The following is a 20,151-nucleotide window of genomic DNA, read 5'->3' on the forward strand; positions in this document are numbered from 1 at the left end:
ATTACTATCAGTTCCGTCAATTATAGCTGCTCGACGGAACTGGTTAGCAGGCGCTCGGTGTTCCCACTCAGCAAGCATGCCTTTTGTTCTTCAGTGAGCTTCAAGGCAGCCAGTAGATCATCAATACGGCGGCGGGTTGTAATTGGCATGACCGGCCAGTCGCTTCCAATCACGACATGTTCTGACCCCACAACCTCAAGTGCAAAGCGGATCGCCGCGGGATCAAATCCCATTGTGTCAATGTAGAGGCGCTGGCGTAATTCGCTTGGCGGCGTACCTTTCCAGCTATCGTCGCGTTCATAGTCCATATCAGCCAGCCCGGCGAAAAGCAGTGCGCCCGCGCCAATCATGGGGAGAACGAGGCGCAATGTCGGTAATTTTTCCAGGATGCCGCTACGTAGCAGGGTCAGGATACTGGCAGCATTCTCGGTGCCACGTGCCAATAAGCCACCAAGACCGCCCAGGGGAGCCAATCGTTCTGTCAGTCCCGATGGATTGACAGGATGTACAAAGATGCTCACACCCAGTGCTGCTGCCGCCTCCAACGTAGGACGCGCTTCTGCCGCATCCAGATAGTGTCCTCCCTGTGACGAATCCACGCAAATTCCACGCAAGCCGAGCTGTTGAACCGCACGCTCGACTTCACGAGCCGCCGCCTTTCCCTGAAAAGCATCGATAGTGGCAATTCCCAGCAAGCGCTCAGGATATCTGGCAATTAAGGTAGCGATTTGATCATTGATGCGCTCCATCAAGATCGGAGGTAGCTGTTCTACTGGCGACACAATCGTACTGACAGGCGCGCTGACAACCTTTGCATCAATACCAGCCACCTCCATAGCGGCGAGTTGCGCTTCAATATCCGTCAGAAGGGGCCAGGCACGGGCCAGATTACTTGTTCCCAGCGGTGGAGGAATGGGCAGCCAGCCTTCATCATAGTAATGGCTGTGAAAGTCAATCAGGCGCGGAGGCATGTGTGAGGTCATAAACTGTTCCTTTCTCCTGCGGATAATGACGTATTTCTTTAAAGAAAGTTTTCGTCCTATAGTGCTATTCTGTTATAGCATGCTTTTTCTGCTTTTTCAATGGACTTTTTTAAGGATGTATGAGATAAGGGATAGTAAAGAAGCTTATCGTATAGTAGCTATCGGTGGCCGTTGTGCGCTTCGTGAGTGGATTTTGATGGTTTGGATGCGAGTATTGAGCAAATTTTGAGTTTTTTTGACGTACGCTATGGATAGATTTAGAGCACAGGTATACACATTCTGTGAATTTGCTCTGGTTGCATTCACTGGTGCGTTGCTGACATCTGCGCTGTCGCGAAGAAGATGAGATATGCAAAATATTGACATTATTCCTGTATTGCAGGATACGAAATCCTTGAGCTGGTGGCACATTGTATGGGAAAGTGTGCTTGCGATTGGCGGAGCGTCAGGTGTGACTGGTTTTATCGCGCTCTTTCAGCTCTATCCCCGCATTCCCAATATCTCGATTATTTATTTGCTGCTCATTCTTGTGCTTGCCAGCCTCTATGGACGCTATGCATCCTTACTGGCGTCAGTGGTTGCGTTTCTCGCCTTTGACTTTTTCCTGGTTCCACCATTGTATCTCTTTACCATTAATCGCTGGGAAGAATGGGTGGCCCTGTTTGTCTTTCTGATTACGGCTCTTCTGACCAGCCAATTGACACTGACGCTACGCCAGAGCACGGCGCTTGCCCGGGTACGTGAACGCGAGGCACGTATTCTCTATGAACTGATCCGCCTGACTAATTCACATGAGGCCCGTAATGATCAACTAGAAATTATTGCCCTGGCGTTTACCCGTGTGTTTGCGGCCTGGGGCGTGCGACATTGCGCGATCCTGTTGCCTGATGAGCAAGGGGCGCTGAAGCAGTTAGTCACAACCGCTCTTGCTAATGAGTTTACGCTGGATTATGAGGAGCGACTGTTGGCGGTGACGGCAATGGTGCAGGGGAAAATGTTAGAGAAACGCTTTGCAGCCACTCCCGATGAGTTGGATAGCGGTTCACACATGCGCTTGTATAAGAAAGTCAGGCCCATTACTATTCTGCGCTTCCTTCCTTTAAAAGCGGATGAGCAAACATTTGGCGTCCTCTGTTTGCATATTACCGATCCTGCGCCCTGGTTCGACAGTACGGAACGTATGGAAGCAGATCTAACCCATTCAATCTCGCGCCTTTCCTTTTTCTGGACGTTTGTAGAGCAGGTCTCTTCACTGCTTGAGCGCGCCCATTTGCGTTCAGTCATTTATCATTAAACTCTATAGTTGCCGAAGTTGCCGATTCGAATGCGAAGATCGTGAAGGCCATGGGGGTGTGGCACGTTTTGTACGACTACAGGTGAGCAGAGGAGCGTGTTATACTGACGAGATAAAGAATGCAACGGCGTGAAAAGTTTGCTAATGGCATTTAGTAGATCAACCACATCATAACAATTGGTGAAGAGGGAAAGGGCCCGATCACAATGTATTGGGCCCGTTGGAGGCTATTTTTGTAGTTGCGCGGATGGGCAGTGTTGAGCGAGCGTGCAGTCAGCACAGTGCGGAACGCGGGCCTGACAGGTAGCACGTCCATGATAAATAATGCGATGGGCTAGATTGAGCCATTCTGAAGCTGGAATGAGTTGCATGAGTTCTTTTTCAGCTTTGACCGGATCGGTCTGCTGTGTCCAGCCGAAGCGTTGTACCAGACGACCGACATGCGTGTCCACAATGAATCCTTCAGATATCCCAAAAGCATTGCCGAGGATGACATTGGCCGTCTTTCTGGCGACTCCGGGTATCTTGATCATCTCTGCCATGGTGCGCGGAACTTCGCCTGCATGATGTTCGCTGAGATAGCGGCAGGCCGCCTGGAGCTGTTTGGCTTTCTTGCGATAGAAGCCGGTCGGGCGAATATCTTGCTCTAGCTCTTCCTGGCTGACTGCTATATAGTCGGCAGCACTTCGATATTTTTGAAACAGATTGATCGTTACCTCGTTGACGCGTTCGTCGGTACATTGTGCCGCGAGCTGTGTTGCTACCAATAACTCCAGTGGTGTGCTGAAGTTAAGATCATATCTGGCCTGTGGATAAAGGGCCGCAAGTTCAGCCATCATTGGCTCTACTGTATGCAGGTTGTTCGTATTGGATAACGTTTCTTCCATTCACCATTCCATCCCGATCCACCAACTTATACAAGAGGGCAGATCTTTTTGTATACACTTCTTTTTATCTGCCTGATTACTGGTAATTTTATCCCTCAGTCCTCAAAAGCAAAGACGCGTTGAAAATCCTTTTTCATACTAATGATATGCCAGCCTCGCTCACGAGCCATCTCTTGCGCTTTTTTGGCTCCCGTGTCATAGGCAAACTCACGCTCATCATCATCGTGTTGAATTAAGAGGGGAAGCGTTGGGTGGTCTGGATGGGTGGTAAAGTGTAACATGTCGATGTCTCCATCTGAGTTCCCTACCGAAAGAATTGGACGCTGGCCGATGTGTAAGTGCATATTGATGGCTTTACCTGTGCCTTCGTTAAAAGGTTCGATTATTTTGTTTTGCCGCGCCAGTATCGGCTGTCCATCGCGTACGTCTAGCTTGATTTCTACGGATGTTCCGATGACATGGCTGCGTGGGATGCCATACATGATCTCGCTGACGGAGCGTACGAAATCTGTATCGCCGCCGGTCACGATATACACCTGGAACGCATTGTCTTGCAGATAACATACCAGTTCGAGCATGGGAACGTAGGCGGTTTCGGTAAAGGGTCTATGATAGGTTGGATGTTGATTGTGCACGAAAAAATCATGGATCTCTGCTTCATAGTCAGCCTGCAGACTGGAGGAGACCGCCTGGATAATGATGACTCCAAGTTCCTGAATGGTCAGATTTTTAAAGTAGGCGCGGTCATTTTCCCAGAAGGCTTTGTAGGGTTGCACTTCACGTAGTTGGGGATCGGCCTCAACACAGTGGCGAAAGTGTTGGATAATGAAGAGTTCCTGGGTATAGGATGGTTTTTCACACCAGAGCGTGCCGTCATTGTCGAAGGCTGCGATCCGTTTAGCCGGTGCGACATAGGTTGGACTATTGCGATCCGTAACTTGCTCTACAAACTGGAGGATGGCGCGTTTCGTTGGACCGTCCCGCCAGGAAGCCAGCGCTGGCTCGGACCCATCAGATGCATGGTTGCCATCATGGATAAATGGTTGATCATCTCTATTGTGTGTATTATATATCTGTTTATTCATGCTATTCCTTCTGTTACGTATAACTGCCAGTCAGCTCGACTTTGTACATTTTTAGGCTTTTGAGCTTGCGAAAAAGGGCGAGTGCAACGCATTTTTGAGCTCACATTTTCAAATTGTACAAAGTCGAGGTCAGAATGTGTCAGACTCCCAGTACCAGCGGAATCTTGCTGTTCACTTGCTGGCAGGCGCGTCCGCGCCTGCACTCTTTTTATGATGTGTTGCAGAAAAGGTGCAAAGCACCTTTTCTGCAACACATCATAAAAAGAGGTTTGAGCACCGCAGGTGCGAAAACTCATGTGCGAAGAATGCGGAGATCATGGGAATCTGACTCTCTGACAGATGCCGCAAAAAATGGCACGCAAGCTACAGGTTATCCCCAGATAGTGTACCTCTTGAATAAGGAAGATGGGAAGAGTGTATGCTGCTTCCATTTCCTGGCCTTCTCCTGCCGCGCCGCCGGAGGCGGCTTAAACTTGCCATTCTCTTTAATTATTGACTATACTGTGCTGATAGCGTTATGTGTTTTTATGATACAAAATAAGAAAATGTAAGCATATGTCAGAAATCATACCTCATCCATGGTCTGAGTATAGGGCACATCTGCCTCTATTGACTCAAGCCGTGCATTGGGAACTTTTACGAAAATGGGGGCTCTCTGAAGTCTGGCGCATTACGTCGGCAGAGGGAAAGAGCTGGATCGCCAAGCGCTGCACGGGATCAATGATGGGCGAGTTAGGAATCTATCGCGAGCTTTTGCAACCTCTGGACATACCACGGCCAGCCTTACATTCATACTGGCAAACGCCTGCTGAAAATCTCTTTATTCTAGAAGATGTTGGACCTTACACATTGGATCAGCAGCCCTCCCTGTCGCATTTTGTGACGGCAGCTCGCCTGCTGGCATATGTACGCTGTAGCGCGCTTATTCGTCTACAGGCTGGTGTGCTTCAGCCGCCCGCACAGCTGGTGATCCAGCCTTCCTATTATGTAGAGGCGTTGGAGTATCTCTTGCATTGCGCAGAGTTAGATGCTGAGAAGAAGGCTTTGCTGGCACCTATCGCTGGCTGGTTGCCTGCCCAATTGCAGGATTTATATGCAGAGATACCGATGACCTTATGCCATAATGATTACCATGTGAAGAATCTCGTTTTGCGTGAGGACATCATGACGCCAATTGACTGGGCTATGGCCTACTTTAGTCCTTATCTGGGAGATCTGTTTAGTCTGCTCCATGCCGCGGCCGCTCGCAAGGTGGACACGCAACTGCTCACTGCCGCCTATGAGGATGAATTGCGTGTCTGGGGACATGACTATGCGTGTGTACATGTATTGGGTGAACGCCCTATCACGTGGCAAGTTGCCCTTGGTGCCGTGTGTATCTTGCTTACCAGTATTCGCTGGACCCTGACGGAAGCCCGCTATATGCTCCCTGAAACCCAACAATGGATACCGGCGATGATTCGTAACATTATATACTATGCCAATACTCTGGCGGCTTGATGGATGGCTCTCTAGCGGGATTGCTGTTTGAACCCACGAGAGAATGGGGTATAGTATAGAATGGATATGACACCACTATTATTTTTGTGAGGAATAATTGATTTTATGATTGATGAATTACATGAGTTGCAGCACCTGCTTACGCGAGAGATCCCCATCACAGAGCATTTTCGCTTGCAGGTAGCAGAGTACAATCAGCATTACTTACGCCTGGATGCACCGCTGGCTGAGAATGTGAACCATAGTGGTACCGCCTTCGGAGGTAGCCTGAGCGCGCTACTGACCCTGGCGGGCTGGAGTATGGTCTGGTTTCTGTTGAAAGAGCAGTCGCTGCAAGGCGAGATTGTAATTCAGGATAGTACCTGTAAATATCTTCATCCGGTACGGCGAGATTTTTCCGCGCTTTGCTATCGACCGGCGGAGGATCAGTTATCCCATTTTAATAAGATGTTGTACTCCTATGGCAAAGGAAGGCTTGAGTTGCATGCTGAGGTGCTTGAGGGTGATGTCCATGCCGTGTCTTTTGTGGGAAGATATGTAGCCGTTTTAGCATAATATGTCTGCTCTGTGCCTGTCTCTTCTGCGTACGTTCCCTTCTGTTTTGCAATGACCCTTGTCTGCTTTGCTGCAATCTGTTGAAGAATGGCGTTAAATCAGGTACTATTTGGTTATGCGATTTCAAGTGCTACTATTAAAAATTTCGACACTTGATGCACTAAAAAGCAGTGGCCCACGGGTTGATTTTGTGAGAGCCTCTTTAGCGGCGTTGTGACCTACAACTATCTGTCTATCTATCTATCTCGTGCTGCTCGACAGGCTCTCCTCCACTTTGTCTACAAACAGCTTACAATGTCTCGGCAGACTGATCTTAAATGCAGGACATTGTCGCCATTTCTTGATGCGAATTTTAGGTAAAGATGAAGTTTTCTTGAATGTGCTATATACTACTTCATAGATGGTAATTTGATGTAGCAGTATAATTGTTCGTCCTTTTAATGACTGTGACCGTCCTTGTAGCAATACGCCTTCTGCGTTGCGATTTTCTGTCTCTCTTCTTTATAGCAACGCTGTAGAAGAATGACGCTAGTGCTGATCTCGGGACTTTTGGGCTGTGATATCAGGAGTATGTGCATGAATGATAAGATTACCTATCATCAACAGGTAAGTTATTGTGGGAAGCCTCGTTGTAAGCGCTGTCGAGAAGGCATCGGGCATGGACCTTACTGGTATGCATATCAAACAATCGATGGGCGTACGAGCCGCACATATATTGGGAAGCATTTACCTCCTGAGGCTGAAAAGAATGTGCTGGGCAATCAAACTGCTACGACGAATCAGGCGACCGAGCTTGATCAAGCAGTATTGCGCGTCTATACGCTGGGGCAGTTCCGCCTGGAGCGCCGCGATACGCAGCGAGATGCACTGGATTGGCATCCTGTCAATGAGGCATCCTGGCAGCATCAGCGCGTGCGAGCACTCTTAGGCTGTCTGGTAAGCGTAGGAGGCCGCAAACTGGGCCGAGAACAGATTATGGATGCTCTCTGGCCCGATCTGGACACTGAGACTGCTGGTAGCCGTCTGGATCGCGCTGTCTATAGCTTGCGTCAGGTCTTTGAACCCTCCCGCGCCCGACCCGCAACTTCTGATTTGCTCAAGACCGAGCGTGAGGTGATCACCCTTGCCGATACCTCCCATATCTGGGTGGATGCCGATGCTTTTGAGGTATTGATTGCGAAGGCCCATGAGCTGAAGGATGGTGGAGAGGATCTCGGGAAGAAGGAGCAGTTGCTAAAGGAGGCGGCGGATCTCTATGGTGGCGATTTTTTGCTTGAGGATCAGCGCAATAGTTGGACCCGGGCGCGCCGTGAGTCACTGAAACGCAGTTGGATTGGCCTGCAGCTAGAACTGGCCGATCTGATGATTGATCGCGATGCTCTGACCAGCGCAATTGATCCCCTGGATAAATTGATATATGCAGATCCCAGCAATGAAGCTGGCGTACAGCGTTTGATGATTGTGCTGGAGAAGCTGGGACGACGTGGTGAGGCGTTGCGCTCTTACAAAAAGCTGGCCCATGTGTTGCAACAGGAATATAATATTGCTCCTTTGCCAGATACCCGCAAGCTCTATGAGGATTTGTTGCGCGGTACGGATAAGACGGAGCGCTCCACTGAGGTGACAAGCGAGCCGGTGACGCGTGGAACTACCACAAGTGCCAGCAGTGGTAGCGGTAGTGAGGCACCTGCGATCCAGATTGGGCGTACACACCAAAGCCCGCTGGTTGGACGCGAACAGGAACTGGTCCAGTTACGCGAGCTAATTATATCAACCGAGCAAGCGGCGCGTTTCCGCCTGGGATCACAGCGCCGTTCGGCGGTAGCTACGCTTGATCCGCATCGCCGCCCGCAATGCATCCTGCTGATGGGAGACGTTGGGATTGGTAAGACGCGTCTGGCGGAAGAGCTGGGCCGTGAGGCAAAGAAGCGCAACTGGGCGGTCGCCTGGAGCCGTGTCTATGCTCAGGAAGGAACAATCCCTTATCGTTTATGGACCGAGGTGCTGCGCAAGGCGATGGAGCAAGGCATCTGGCAACGGCAAGAGGTGAAACGCCGACCACTTGTCTTCCAATCCTTAGGAACGCTCCTGCCGGAGATCCACGATCTCTTGCCAGCGGTCAACTTCCCCACCTCGCTCTCTCCCGAGCAGGAGCAACTGCGCCTCTGGGAAGCGGCCCGTGAGCTACTGACTCTGATCAGTGAAAGCACCCCCTTACTCATCGCGCTGGACGACCTGCAATGGGCTGACAGTAGTAGCTGCGACCTGCTGGCCTATCTGGCGCGGCGCACTTATGGTTATCCCATTGTCATCATTGGCACCTGCCGTGAGAACGAACTGGCCCCCGATCACGCCCTGCGTCCCCTCCTGACCGATCTACGCCGCGAGAATGCCGTCGAAGTGATAGGGCTTGAGCCCTTGAGCCAGGACCAGATCACCTCGCTCGTAGAGCAAGTCTCGCACGCCTCCGAGCCCATCATCGAAAAGATCACCGAGCGTGCGGGTGGCAATCCCTTCTTTGCCGAAGAACTGGCCCGCACCATTGTTGAGAGCCAGCCCCTGCCGCTCATGGACCCGGAAAGCCAGTTATTGCCGGACACCATCAACGCCGTACTTGAGCTGCGTATGGCGCGCCTCAGCCGCGAATGCCAGCTCCTCCTCCAGAAAGCCGCCGTCCTGGGAGGATCTTTTGAATTCCAGGTCATCAGCGAAATGGAGGCTGCCAAATCCGACTACGACGAAGACAAAGTTCTACTCCTCCTCGAAGAAGCCCTGCGCTCCGGCATGCTCACCGAAGAAGGCAGCGGCACCAGGATCACCTATCACTTCTGGCACCCCCTGCTTGCAAGTTTTTTATATGAAGAGAAGCTCTCGGCGGCGCGGCGAGCCAGTCAGCACCGCCGCGCCGCCGCCGTCTTCCAAAAAATGTACAAAAAAAACCTCGAAGCCAAAGCCGCCCTCATCACTTTCCATCTCGTTAACGGAGGCGCAGATGATGAGACTATAGCACACTTTGCAGAATTAGCTGGTAACAATGCTTTGGCCCTTTCCTCATACCGTGAAGCTGAAGAAAATTATCGTATTGCGTTTGAACATTTAGGGACAGATTACACTGATTGGCAACGCATATCATTTTTACTTGAGCGTCTTGGTGAGTGTGCACGTATTAGAGGTGAATTTGAGACAGCGCGTAAATTTTATGAACAAGCACTTGCCATACACCTCAGGCATAGTAATTCCTTATCTGTAGACTACAAGCAAGAAGTTCAGGTTCAAGCTATGCTCTTATGGGGCATAGGCGCAACTTGGTACAATCAGGGAGATTTAACAAACTCTAAATCTTACATTGAACAGGGAGAGCAGGTTTTAAGAAAAGTTGGCATTACTAATGGCCTGGCATGGGCAAGTCTTAAGTTACAACAAAGTTACGTTTCATGGCGTGAAGGAAACTATGATGAAACACGCCGTACGGCTAATGAAGCGTTAGAACTATTTATGGATGTATTAGAACAACATATCCCTAATTATGATAATAACAGTTTATCGTATCTTTCATTGACAAAACGTGCTTTAAATAGAAATTTAGTTGATGTTGGCAAAATTCATACTTTATTAAGCAATGTTGAAGCTGCTAGCGGTCGCTGTGAGGAAGCATTACCTTATTTGAATAAGGCTCTTGCTATAGCTGAACAGCATAGCAGCAAAAAAGAAATTGCTATTATTAATTGCAATATAGGTGATATCTATATTAGAACCGCAGAATATTCTCGCGCCCAGGCTGCTTTGCGACGTTCTTATAGTTTAGCTGAAAGTATTAATGATAAACTTGTAGAAGTGATTAATCTATTTAATATGGGTTTAATCTATATTCGTACAGGTAATTTGAAGGAAGCAGTTGATGAAGTAACAAAAGCAATTACAATTTCTGAGATTATAAAGGACAAATCTTCAATAAGCCTATTTTATGCTTATTTGGCATACGCTCTACTTGAACAAGGTCAAGACTCAGATGCTAAGACTGCTTTGTACAACTCATTAAATATTGGAAGGAAAACTCATGTATCTATCTATATTGGAAATGCATTGGTTACATTAGGTTATATGCGGTTTATACAGTGTAAGCAAATGATATTAACAGGCTCTAAAGAATTAAGCTTAAAGTTATTAAAAAAAGCTAAAACTACCCTTATGCATGCTATCGCATTTAAAGGTATTGAAGCCGAAACAAGGATAGAGGGAAAAGTTATATTAGCAGAAGTTTTGATCCAATTGGGCGATATTGAAGGTGCTTATAACTATTCTATGCAAGCTTTAGAAGAAGCAGAAAGACTAAACTTAGAATGGCTAATTACCCGATCTCATCACGCTTTAGGTAATGTTGCTGTGGCACAGGGCTTATATGACCAATCTGTAATTCATTATAAGCTAGCTGAAAAGCTAGCACAACGAAAAGGTATGAGATTGGAATATGGCAGAATTTTGCATCACTATGGATTGTCTTTGTTGAATTTAGAGAAATATGAAGAAGGAGTATTAGATTTAAAAGAAGCAAATAAAATCTTTGAGGATTGTTCTGCCATGGTGGATTTGAATGAAGTCAGCCTAGTTATTCTCAGTCATAAATCCTCTATGACAAAAGCCTGATATGCTTGTAGATCTTTGTTTTGTAGTATCGAATTAATCTGTTATGCTTGCAATGATTAGTAACTCTTGTTGTGAAAATAATATCGCTCTTGCTTACATTCCTCTACGCCGTGTCACGTCCAAATTTTCTGCAATGCCCGCCTCAAATTGATACATGTACCCCAGACTGGTATGCCTACTAACATCCTCGTTGACGCCCCAATCAATATGCGATGGCTTTCTCCTCTTCCGTATTGATGCAGTACCTCAGAACATGGATAAAAACAGCCATGTTTTTCCCTCTAGTAGTGTATATTTTTATCACAAGCTAATGCTTGATAGTTATTTAAAGCAATTAGCGTACAGATGAAGCTGTATACATCAGGAGGTAGAGGCATAACGAAAATAAGTTAGTCTTGCAACTGAGATGCAAGAGACCAGGTAACTTATGCCTATGTTTCTCACTCCTGTAGATATGTTACTTATCTGCGTCTCCTTGACGCTAGCCCAATTTTAATTTTTGTTCCTGATATTCAGGAACATTGCCAGCTTACTGGCAGGAAGGATCACTCACATGACTCTCTCACTTCGCAACAAACAGGTATTCATTCTCTTCGTCCTGATCGTGCTTTCACTCTTAGCTATCAGCTTTGTTGCCTTAAACATGGCTCATATCAATTTGTGGCAGACTCTTATTAAACCAAGCATGTCCTATCCCTGGCTTTAGCATAGAGTGACGTGCATACGTCCGTAACACCGGTCAACTTGTCCTCTTGTGGAGGGGATTTGCGTATATCATGTGTGTGGATTATAGAAAGGAGCAGAAATATGTCACATTTTGATTAATAGTACAATAGATTGTGCTAGCCTATAATGAAGCGGCCCGCCGTAATCTAGTCTGCTCTAGATGGTGGGCCTCTTATTTTGTCTTTTTCTCTTCTTTTATTGAATTCGTTCTCTGCTACCGTTTGCGTTCAGGCGTTTCAATAGGGATCTGGTAGTGCGAGATGTCTCCATAGAGTTCGATGGTTGGGATGCGATCTCTGTAGATGATTTTGCTGAGGGAGGTGGGATGGATGAAGGGTGGTTCCCAGAAACGTGCCAGTGGTCGCTCTTCAAGGTCGTTCATGAGGGCTTTGATGGCTACTGCGTGGGTGACGACGAGGATGTTCTGTCCTTCGTGGTGGGTGACGATCTCGTGGATTTTTGTGACGACGCGTTGCCGTATCTGGTCGAATGTTTCTCCTCCATGCCTGGCCTGATACAGATGCGGAGTGTCCCGGTAGGCTTGATATTCCTCTGGATCTTCAAGTTGAATCTCTTCCGTGAGTCTTCCTTCCCAGGAGCCGAGGCCGATTTCGCGTAGGTCGTCTGAGGCGATGATTGGTAACTGACGTGTGCCGCGAATAATTTCGGCTGTTTGTTGCGTACGTCCGCTGGAACTGGCATAGATAGTGGTAAATTCAGTATCCTCCAGAGCAGCGCCGAGCCAACTGGCCTGTAGCTTACCGGTTGCCGTCAGAGGAGAATCGGTGTAGCCCTGTATTCTTCGTTCTACATTCCATTCAGTCTGTCCATGCCGTGTGATATAAAGTGTGGTCTTTTTTGTCATTGCTGGCTTTATTCCTTTATATAAAGATATTTCTGAATGCCTACCTTTTAGTAACTATTCAGGTACCCAGTACCTCTCAAGCCGCCTTGCGGCGGCGAAGGAGAGGGGGACGGGGACACCCCGCACCCCGCGAAGGGGCCTTGCAGGCCCCCTCGACCCCCTTGCTGAATAGTTACACCTTTTATCATCACTTGCTTGCTGCTGTGTTGTGTCGGCAGGCTGATATCTGTATAGAGCGTTCCCAATTCATGCTGGATAAAATTTGTTATTGTTGTCAGAATAGACCTCTGTAACTCATCCAGTGTATCATATTTGTCCATGAGTATATCCTGTAGGAGTTCCAGATAAAGATGATCCATGGCTTGTTGATTGGCTGGATAGAGATATTTCTGGCTATGCTCTGCCTCTGCTTGCCTATCCAGAGCTTGATATGTCAGCATAGGAAGGGGAACCGCTTAATAGCCAGAGAGGTGTTTAAAATGTGATGCGGAATAGAGGAGAGAGTATTGATGTCCGATCCTCAGTTTAAATTCAGACACGTTTCTCTATCTTCTGTTGTCTACTTATTTGTTTACCAGGCTGCTTTCTGCTGCTGAGTCTGCTCCACTTTGATGTGCAAAACGTGACAGGATTAGGGCTGTTGCCAGATGAGCCGGCGTGGGAATAGATGGTTGTCAGCAAATTACTTCCCGTGTTTCTGTTGTGCGGTAGTGTGCTGTTGGTAGATATCAAGCCGCTACTCAAGCGTCTGCGGCGGCCTGTTTGAACAGGGAGCTAAACGCTTGTACCGCCTTGCTTTGTGTGAGCGGAACTTCTCTGGTGATGAGACCAAGAGGCATATGCAGATTCAAGTCTTTGACGTGTCGGACAACTGTATCGTCTGGAATATGGTATGTGGCGATTTTAGGCATGATTGCGACTCCCACTCCTTGCTGGACGGCTTGCTTGATGATTTCGAGACTACCGATCTCAATGCCAATTGCCAGTGGAAGCCCGCGTGCCATAAAGGCTTGCTCGATAGCCGTGCGATAGGCACAGGGCGACTCCGTGAGCAGCAAGCATTCAGCGCATAGATCGCTCAGCAAGATCTCGTCTTGTTGCTGTAGAGAATGGTTTTTGGGGAGTAGTAGGACAGGCGTTTCGGTCAGGATGGGTTCGAAGATGAGTCCTACGTTGGCGGGTGGTGGTGTTGAGATGCCGAGATCAATCTGATTGGCTGTGAGTTGTTCGTGCGTGCGGATGGTGCTCAGGATCTCGATTGTGAGACGGATACGCGGATAGCGCTCACGGAAGGCGTGCATGACATCGATGAGATAGAGGCGGGCTATGGGCTCGATCATGCCTACGCGTAACGATCCGCTCTCGCCGGCCGCCAGGTCTGAGAGATCCTGCTGCATTTGCTCGACTTGATTGAGTATATGCTGCGTGTGGATGAGGAGTGTGTGTCCTGCGGCGGTAAGCTGGATTTTTCTCCGTCGGCGATCAAAGAGTTCGATTCCGAGCTCCGCTTCAAGTTGCTGAATTTGTAATGTGAGCGTTGATTGCGCATATTGCAGTCGCTCGGCAGCCTGGACAAAACTACCTGCCTCCGCAATCACCTTGAACGTTTGTAAATGTCGTAGATCCATAATCCTCAACCTATCAGTAAAGATGAATGTTTGCTTCGAATACTTTGTGTTGTTCGATATATCATACTCTGTTATGCTGATGGAGCGCAAGCAAATTATCCGTGTGACGACTTTTGGATAGCTATCAATGATTCCAGATGTGTGGCAAAGCTTTATGGTTCGTCGGAAATTCAAAGTCAGCGGGAGAGAAAATATGGATATACAAGGAAAAGTAGTCTTGATCACAGGTGGAGGCACTGGCCTTGGGCGCGTCATTGCCCGGCACCTGGCAGAGGCAGGGATGCATGTCGCTGTCGGATATTCACGTTCCGAGCGTGACGCCTTTGAGACTGTCACGATGTTGCAGGACCTGGGTGTCAAAGCGCAGGCTGTTCAGGCAGACTTAAACGCACCAAGTGTCGTGACCGAAAGTAAGCGTATGGTCGAAGATGTCGCAGAGCACTTCGGACGCCTTGATCTGTTGATTAATAATGCTGGTACCACGAGAGCTGTTCCTTTTTCTCAGATAGAGGCGCTGACAGAAATGGATTGGGATACCGTCTTGAACGTACACACCAAAGCTCCTTTTTTTACGACGCAAGCGGCGGTTCCGCTCATGCGACAAAATGGTGGAGGACACGTGATCAATACAGCCTCCATATCTGGTATCCGCGCCAGTGGAGGGAGCAATATAGCCTACTCGGTCTCCAAAGCCGGAACCATTCATCTCACCAAATGTCTGGCAACCGCCCTTGGGCCCGACATTCGCGTCAACGCCGTCGCACCCGGTTTTCTGGAGACACGTTGGAACGACACATTCAGCGCGGCATACATCCAGGCGGCCACACAGCAAGCCCCACTCAAGCAAGCCACAAGGCTGGAGGACGTCGCCGCCGCCTACGTCATGCTAGCCCGCAACGAGAGCATCACCGGCCAGATAATCACCGTCGATTCAGGCCTCACCCTGTAACGACGCGCCTCCAGCCACCAACTCCAACGTATTCGGGGGAAGAAAGGAAGTTCCGTCAAGCTTGATGGAAATTCCTCGTTTTCTGGATGCCTAAGAAATCTCCTGCCCAAACCAGTGAAGGAGCCAATTGTCCTATCGTGATGTCCTATCGTTGTCTTTGCTCCCTGACTCCTTTAGGATGAGGACATTGACCCGCCTCTATGGGAGATGATGCTCTTCATAGAAATCTAGGTGGGTAGGAGGCATGCATTCATGACTGCCATTGAGCGAACAGCCTATCCTCGTTTTACCCGTGCTCCCTCAGTCAAGGAGTTACGTGATATCTATAGTTCCAACGCCTGGGGATGTCGCGTTTGTTGTAAATTTGCGAATGAGATTGGCGGATTCTTGCTGAATTTTGACAATGAAACTGGTGAGCAAGCGATCAACATGAATGAGCCTACAGAGAGGACTCTTCTGGCAAGGACAATTGGTCGTAAAAATTTTGGCTCTCCATCCTTCCGGATACTGTTGGCGAATTGCAGACCTTACATCGATACCGTTGTCTGCTGCGATCATGGATCGTGATCTTGCCCATTCCCATTTGGCCTCAGACGACAGCAGTTTTGTCACCGGGATCGAGTTGTTCGTCGATGGGGGAGTGGCGTAAATTTAAGTGATGTTGAAAGACTTTTAAAAATGAAACGAAAGTGTGAGAAGATGAATGACGCTCAAGAGAGGCTGAAGTTCTGGCGTCCGTGGAAGCTTTCGCAGTTTGAATTGCTTCAGGGGACCAGTGTCACCAATCCCTGTTGTCAACAGTTTGCTCAGTCCTATGTGATTGGGACGATCCAGTCGGGCAGGGGGATCTTACAGTATCGGGATACCAAACAGGAGCTTACCAGAGGAGCCTTTTATGTCATTGAGCCTGGAGAAGCCTGGAGCTGCCAGGCTGAGGCATTGACTTTTTCTCATGTCTTAGTGGAGCCCACATTCCTGCAACACCTTGCGGCAGAGATGGTTGGAGATGAGAAACCCTGGTCACGCGAAAGCGGCCCAGGGCTACACGATACCACTCTCAGCCTCTTCTTCGAACATCTTTTTGCTCGCTTCGCTGTGTCCACATCTCGGCTCGAACAGCAGGATCTGCTGCTGCAAGGAGTGTCTCAGCTGCTTCTCTCGCGATCCTTCGATCGAGGAGCAGCTGACTTGAGAGGGGGAGGCTCTGTTATCCAGCGTGTGAAGGATTACTTAGCAGAACATTATGCCGAGGATGTCTCCTTGGAAACGCTCGCCAGCATGGCTCATCTAAGCGAGTTCCACCTGGCTCGTCTCTTTCGGTACGTTGTTGGCTTACCGCCTCATGCCTATCAAATTCAGGTACGCCTGTGGCATGCCAGAAAATTGCTGGCTCAAGATTTCTCTGTGAGCTACGTCGCTCATGAAACCGGCTTTTTTGATCAAACGCATTTTGCCAAGCAGTTCAAGCGACACGTTGGCATCACACCAGGGGCCTATCGCAAGACCGCAAGATTTTACTAGTTTGCACCTCGAGAAGATTCTATACTAAGAGCACGTTGTGATTTGACACGTACCGAAAAAGTATCAAAACGGAGAGGTACTAAGGCAAAAGCTTTGTGAGGATGAGAGGCAAAATGGCGACGGGTGGCAGCCACCTGTGAAGGTGATACGGTTTTCTTTGCATTTCATTCATGTTTATCAATCTATAAGAGGTCTACTATGAAACTTGCTCCTAAGTATAAAGGACGTTCTATTGAAGGTGTGGGCGGGACCAGGCTCTTCGTGGAAGAGCATGGAGATCCAAGCAAACCGGCGATCCTTTGGATTCATGGGATTTGTCAAAGTCGTCTCGCCTGGGATAGGCAATTTGAGGACGAGAATTTGAGTGCACAGTACCATCTGATTCGTCTGGATCTACGGGGGCATGGACTCTCTGACAAGCCGACCGATCTGAGAGAGTACCAAAATAGCAAAATCTGGGCTGATGACATTCAAGCCGTCATCGACACATTGCATCTGCACAAGCCCTTCCTGGTAGGCTGGTCCTACGCAGGTCACATCCTCTGTGACTACGTCCAATGCTGGGGACAGGACAACCTGAGCGGGCTGATTTTTGTGGATGCTGCTTCGGATGCAGGCCGAGAGGAGGTGCTGCCTCTCTTTGGCGGAGATTTTCTCCAATTGATTCCGGGTTTCTTATTTCCCGATTACGCCCAATGGATGACGGCCTTGCAACAATTCGTGGATCTGATGACCTACGAAGGGGTCGATCCACAGACTTTTTACCAGATGGTTGGCTTTGGCGCAGTGACCTTGCCTGCCACACGTCAGGGCATGCTCATGCGTGAAATGGATAATCGAGCCGTCTTAGAGAGTATTACTATTCCTACATTGCTGTTGCACGGGCGAAACGATCGTGTGATTTTGTCTGCTGCTTCAGACTATATCGCTCGCTATATTCCACATACTTCGCGTATTGTATATGATCAGTGTGGTCACGCTCCTTTTTTAGAGCAGGCTTCCCAATTCAACCGTGACGTTGCCGCTTTCCTGCAGCAAGTTTATCCTTGAGTTCTTCCCCTCATACGAGGTCTTTGAACGGGCCTTGTTCACAAGCCGTATGGTTCTAAGAAGCGTAAGGGGAAGCCAGACACTTTGAGATCCATGACTCTTTCCTCTCTGCAATAATTCGCAAGCCCTGGCAAAAAGGGCTTCCACTCTTGCAAGATGGAGGATCGATTATTCTCACCGCCTCAATCGGGGTCTCCAAAGGGCAGGGAGGAGGTACCATCAATGGTGCGAGCAAAGCTGCTGTACGATCATTCGCTCGTACCTGGACGGTCGAATTGAGCGGTCGCAAAATTCGCGTCAACGTGTCTTGACAAGGAGCAATTTGATGAGCAAGAGCGTTTCTTTTTCTTATGAAGACCTGACCCGCCGCAGGGCACAGCAGGTCTCCGTCCCTCTGACATTGGATATCTATGAGTGGTATCAGCAGATGTTGCAATCCCATACCGTGATGTTCGATCCGGCGCGTGCATCCTGGCTCGTCTTTGGCTACGAGGAGGTCCAACACGTCCTGTTCGATCAAGGGACCTTCTCCTCTCAGCGCTCTGTCAACGCTGATGGGAATGTCGATCCATTTCTGGGCATGGGGATTCTTGGCATAGACCCCCCACGCCACCGACACCTGCGCACATTGATTTCCCAGGGCTTTACTCCACGGATGGTGGCTCAGCTGGAACCACGCATTACGGCCATTGTGCAGGCTCTTCTTGATCAGGTTGCATCCAGAGGAGAGATGGATCTGGTGGATGAACTGGCCTTCCCACTGCCCATTCAGGTCATCGCTGAACTATTAGGGGTGCCCAGTAGTGATCGTGAACTTTTTCGTACGTGGTCAGCGGAGGCTGTGAGTCCAGATCTGGCTCATCGTGTGGCTGCGCTGCAAAAAATAGCGCACTACTTTCGTGAGCTGATCACACAGCGCAGGCAAGCATCCCGTGAAGATCTGGTCTCAGCATTGCTCCAAGCAGAAGTCGATGGCGGGCACCTCTCAGAAGAGGAACTGCTGGGAACCTGTATGCTGCTCTTGATTGCAGGCCATGAAACCACGGTGGGCTTGATCTGCAACGCGCTGGTCTGTCTGGATGAGCATCCTGAGAGCCTGCAAGAGCTTCTTGCGCACCCAGAACTCTTGCCATCGGCCATTGAAGAAGTGCTTCGCTATCGAGGCGTTGTCCATTCACTCGCTCGCGTCGCTCTGGTGGATACGGTCCTGGCTGGTCAGCAGATCAAGGCTGGAGACCTGGTCTTACCGCTCTTCGCAGCTGCTAACCTGGATGAGCGGCAGTTCCCGCATGCTGAGATCTTTGATATCCGACGCAGCCCCAATCGTCATCTGGGCTTCGGTCATGGCATTCATTTCTGCCTGGGTGCTCCTCTGGCACGTCTGGAGGCACGCATCGCGCTGGGAATGCTGCTCGAACGCTTCCCGACCATTCGACGCAGACGCAGCATGCCACTCGAACTCAAACCAAGCTACTTCATTTATGGGCTCAAGCATGTTCCCCTGGAATGGTAAAGGTATCAACGAAAAGGTGTCATAAATAGTAGGCAATGAGGAGTAGAATGCATGAAAAGCGTTGTAGTTACAGGAGTGTCTAGCGGTATCGGTCGAGGTACGGCAAAAGTTTTAGTCGAAAAGGGATTTCACGTTTTTGGAAGTGTGCGAAAAGCAGAGGATGCCAAACGATTGTCAGATGAGTTGGGAAATGCGTTTACACCGCTTCTCTTTGATATCACCGATGAACGTGCAGTTCACGAAGCAGCTCAGCAGGTTCGTGATTCACTGCATGGCGAAACCCTCTTCGGACTAGTAAACAATGCTGGCGTTTCTGCTCAGGGTCCACTTGCGTATCTGCCTGTAGACCAATATCGACATCAACTTGAGGTCAACCTGGTCGGGCCTTTCATCGCAACACAAGCCTTTGTCCCATTACTTGGCATGGACCGTTCTCTCAAGGGCAACCCCGGACGTATCATCAATATTAGCTCTGTTGGTGGAAAGCTTGGTGGACCATTTATTGGTGCTTATCATGCGTCTAAATTTGGGTTGGAAGGATTTTCGGACAGTCTTCGTCGTGAATTACTGTTGTACGGCATCGATGTCATTGTCATTGGGCCTGGATCAGTTGCGACAGCAACGTGGGACAAAGCAGAGGAGATTGACGTCTCTCGTTATGAGGAAACAGAATATGCGCCAGCACTGGAAAAGTATACTCGCTTTATGATCGATGGAGGACGCAAAGGGTATTCACCAGAGCGACTGGGCAAGAAAATTTGGAAAGCCTTAACGGTTCCTCATCCACGTGTTCGCTATGCTGTTGTACCCCATAGTTTCATCACCTGGACGATTCCTTTGTTACTTCCTAAACGACTTGTGGATACACTGATAGCAAACAGTCTTGGATTACAGCGTAAATAGTCGGTCAGGAGAAACAAACAGGCGGTGTCCAATCATGGAACATCCAGG

17 protein-coding genes and 1 pseudogene are annotated in these 20,151 nt (G+C 49.0%); 12 read left to right on the forward strand and 6 right to left on the reverse strand.

Translation table 11 applies throughout. The features are described from left to right. Nucleotides 1–20: 20 nt before the first annotated feature. Nucleotides 21–983 carry an amidohydrolase family protein gene (locus tag F1593_RS02350; protein ID WP_149399959.1) on the reverse strand — a complete coding sequence of 321 codons (963 nt, stop codon included), beginning with the start codon at nt 981–983 and terminating at the stop codon, nt 21–23. Nucleotides 984–1,332: 349 nt separating this feature from the next. Here F1593_RS02350 and F1593_RS02355 point away from each other — a divergent pair, with 349 nt between their 5' ends. Further along, nucleotides 1,333–2,277 carry a DUF4118 domain-containing protein gene (locus F1593_RS02355; RefSeq protein WP_149399960.1) on the forward strand — a complete coding sequence of 315 codons (945 nt, stop codon included), beginning with the start codon at nt 1,333–1,335 and terminating at the stop codon, nt 2,275–2,277. A 227-nt stretch (nt 2,278–2,504) separates the two neighbouring features. Here the strand turns inward: F1593_RS02355 and nth are convergent, their stop codons facing one another. Both nth and F1593_RS02365 read right to left on the reverse strand, forming a co-directional pair. Further along, a complete protein-coding gene (gene nth, locus F1593_RS02360; protein ID WP_149399961.1) occupies nt 2,505–3,164 on the reverse strand; it encodes an endonuclease III in 660 nt (219 codons plus the stop codon). A 95-nt stretch (nt 3,165–3,259) separates the two neighbouring features. Then, nucleotides 3,260–4,249 (reverse strand): HAD family hydrolase, encoded by a 990-nt coding sequence (locus F1593_RS02365; protein WP_149399962.1) that lies wholly within the window; start codon nt 4,247–4,249, stop codon nt 3,260–3,262. A 555-nt stretch (nt 4,250–4,804) separates the two neighbouring features. On the opposite strand from F1593_RS02365, the gene F1593_RS02370 reads away from it, so the two are divergent. The 4 genes from F1593_RS02370 (at nt 4,805) to F1593_RS28135 (ending at nt 11,654) form a co-directional block, all read left to right on the forward strand. Next, entirely contained in the window at nt 4,805–5,749 is a 945-nt protein-coding gene (locus tag F1593_RS02370) for a phosphotransferase (protein WP_149399963.1), read from the forward strand. A 105-nt stretch (nt 5,750–5,854) separates the two neighbouring features. Continuing rightward, complete coding sequence (locus F1593_RS02375) at nt 5,855–6,304, forward strand: YiiD C-terminal domain-containing protein (RefSeq protein ID WP_149399964.1); 450 nt, start codon at nt 5,855–5,857, stop codon at nt 6,302–6,304. 576 nt (nt 6,305–6,880) lie between these two features. Continuing rightward, nucleotides 6,881–10,948, forward strand: a complete 4,068-nt coding sequence (locus F1593_RS02380; protein WP_172631798.1) for a DUF6788 family protein — start codon at nt 6,881–6,883, stop codon at nt 10,946–10,948. Between the two features lie 553 nt (nt 10,949–11,501). Beyond that, nucleotides 11,502–11,654 (forward strand): hypothetical protein, encoded by a 153-nt coding sequence (locus F1593_RS28135; RefSeq protein WP_172631799.1) that lies wholly within the window; start codon nt 11,502–11,504, stop codon nt 11,652–11,654. 234 nt (nt 11,655–11,888) lie between these two features. Here the strand turns inward: F1593_RS28135 and F1593_RS02385 are convergent, their stop codons facing one another. The 3 genes from F1593_RS02385 to F1593_RS02395 all read right to left on the reverse strand — a co-directional run bounded on the left by F1593_RS02385 (nt 11,889) and on the right by F1593_RS02395 (nt 14,167). Continuing rightward, nucleotides 11,889–12,539: a histidine phosphatase family protein gene (locus tag F1593_RS02385; protein WP_149399966.1), complete on the reverse strand. Its 651-nt coding sequence runs from the start codon at nt 12,537–12,539 to the stop codon at nt 11,889–11,891. Nucleotides 12,540–12,586: 47 nt separating this feature from the next. Then, nucleotides 12,587–12,979 (reverse strand): hypothetical protein, encoded by a 393-nt coding sequence (locus tag F1593_RS02390; protein ID WP_149399967.1) that lies wholly within the window; start codon nt 12,977–12,979, stop codon nt 12,587–12,589. A 300-nt stretch (nt 12,980–13,279) separates the two neighbouring features. Beyond that, complete coding sequence (locus F1593_RS02395; protein ID WP_172631800.1) at nt 13,280–14,167, reverse strand: LysR family transcriptional regulator; 888 nt, start codon at nt 14,165–14,167, stop codon at nt 13,280–13,282. Nucleotides 14,168–14,360: 193 nt separating this feature from the next. Here F1593_RS02395 and F1593_RS02400 point away from each other — a divergent pair, with 193 nt between their 5' ends. The 7 genes and pseudogenes from F1593_RS02400 (at nt 14,361) to F1593_RS02430 (ending at nt 20,103) form a co-directional block, all read left to right on the forward strand. Then, complete coding sequence (locus F1593_RS02400) at nt 14,361–15,116, forward strand: SDR family NAD(P)-dependent oxidoreductase (protein WP_172631801.1); 756 nt, start codon at nt 14,361–14,363, stop codon at nt 15,114–15,116. A gap of 252 nt (nt 15,117–15,368) precedes the next feature. Continuing rightward, the gene (locus tag F1593_RS28140) at nt 15,369–15,683 is read left to right on the forward strand and encodes a hypothetical protein (protein WP_172631802.1); all 315 of its coding nucleotides are present in this window, start codon (nt 15,369–15,371) and stop codon (nt 15,681–15,683) included. A gap of 132 nt (nt 15,684–15,815) precedes the next feature. Further along, nucleotides 15,816–16,637 carry a helix-turn-helix domain-containing protein gene (locus F1593_RS02410; protein ID WP_172631803.1) on the forward strand — a complete coding sequence of 274 codons (822 nt, stop codon included), beginning with the start codon at nt 15,816–15,818 and terminating at the stop codon, nt 16,635–16,637. A gap of 198 nt (nt 16,638–16,835) precedes the next feature. Continuing rightward, nucleotides 16,836–17,687, forward strand: a complete 852-nt coding sequence (locus tag F1593_RS02415; RefSeq protein ID WP_149399971.1) for an alpha/beta fold hydrolase — start codon at nt 16,836–16,838, stop codon at nt 17,685–17,687. 131 nt (nt 17,688–17,818) lie between these two features. Beyond that, nucleotides 17,819–17,989 (forward strand): annotated as a pseudogene (locus F1593_RS02420) (SDR family oxidoreductase); the annotation flags it as partial. Between the two features lie 23 nt (nt 17,990–18,012). Next, the gene (locus F1593_RS02425) at nt 18,013–19,200 is read left to right on the forward strand and encodes a cytochrome P450 (protein WP_149399973.1); all 1,188 of its coding nucleotides are present in this window, start codon (nt 18,013–18,015) and stop codon (nt 19,198–19,200) included. A gap of 51 nt (nt 19,201–19,251) precedes the next feature. Beyond that, nucleotides 19,252–20,103, forward strand: a complete 852-nt coding sequence (locus tag F1593_RS02430) for an SDR family oxidoreductase (protein ID WP_149399974.1) — start codon at nt 19,252–19,254, stop codon at nt 20,101–20,103. The last annotated feature ends 48 nt before the right edge of the window (nt 20,104–20,151 follow it).

The sequence above is a fragment of the Dictyobacter arantiisoli genome (assembly GCF_008326305.1).
Classification (GTDB): Bacteria; Chloroflexota; Ktedonobacteria; order Ktedonobacterales; family Ktedonobacteraceae; genus Dictyobacter; species Dictyobacter arantiisoli.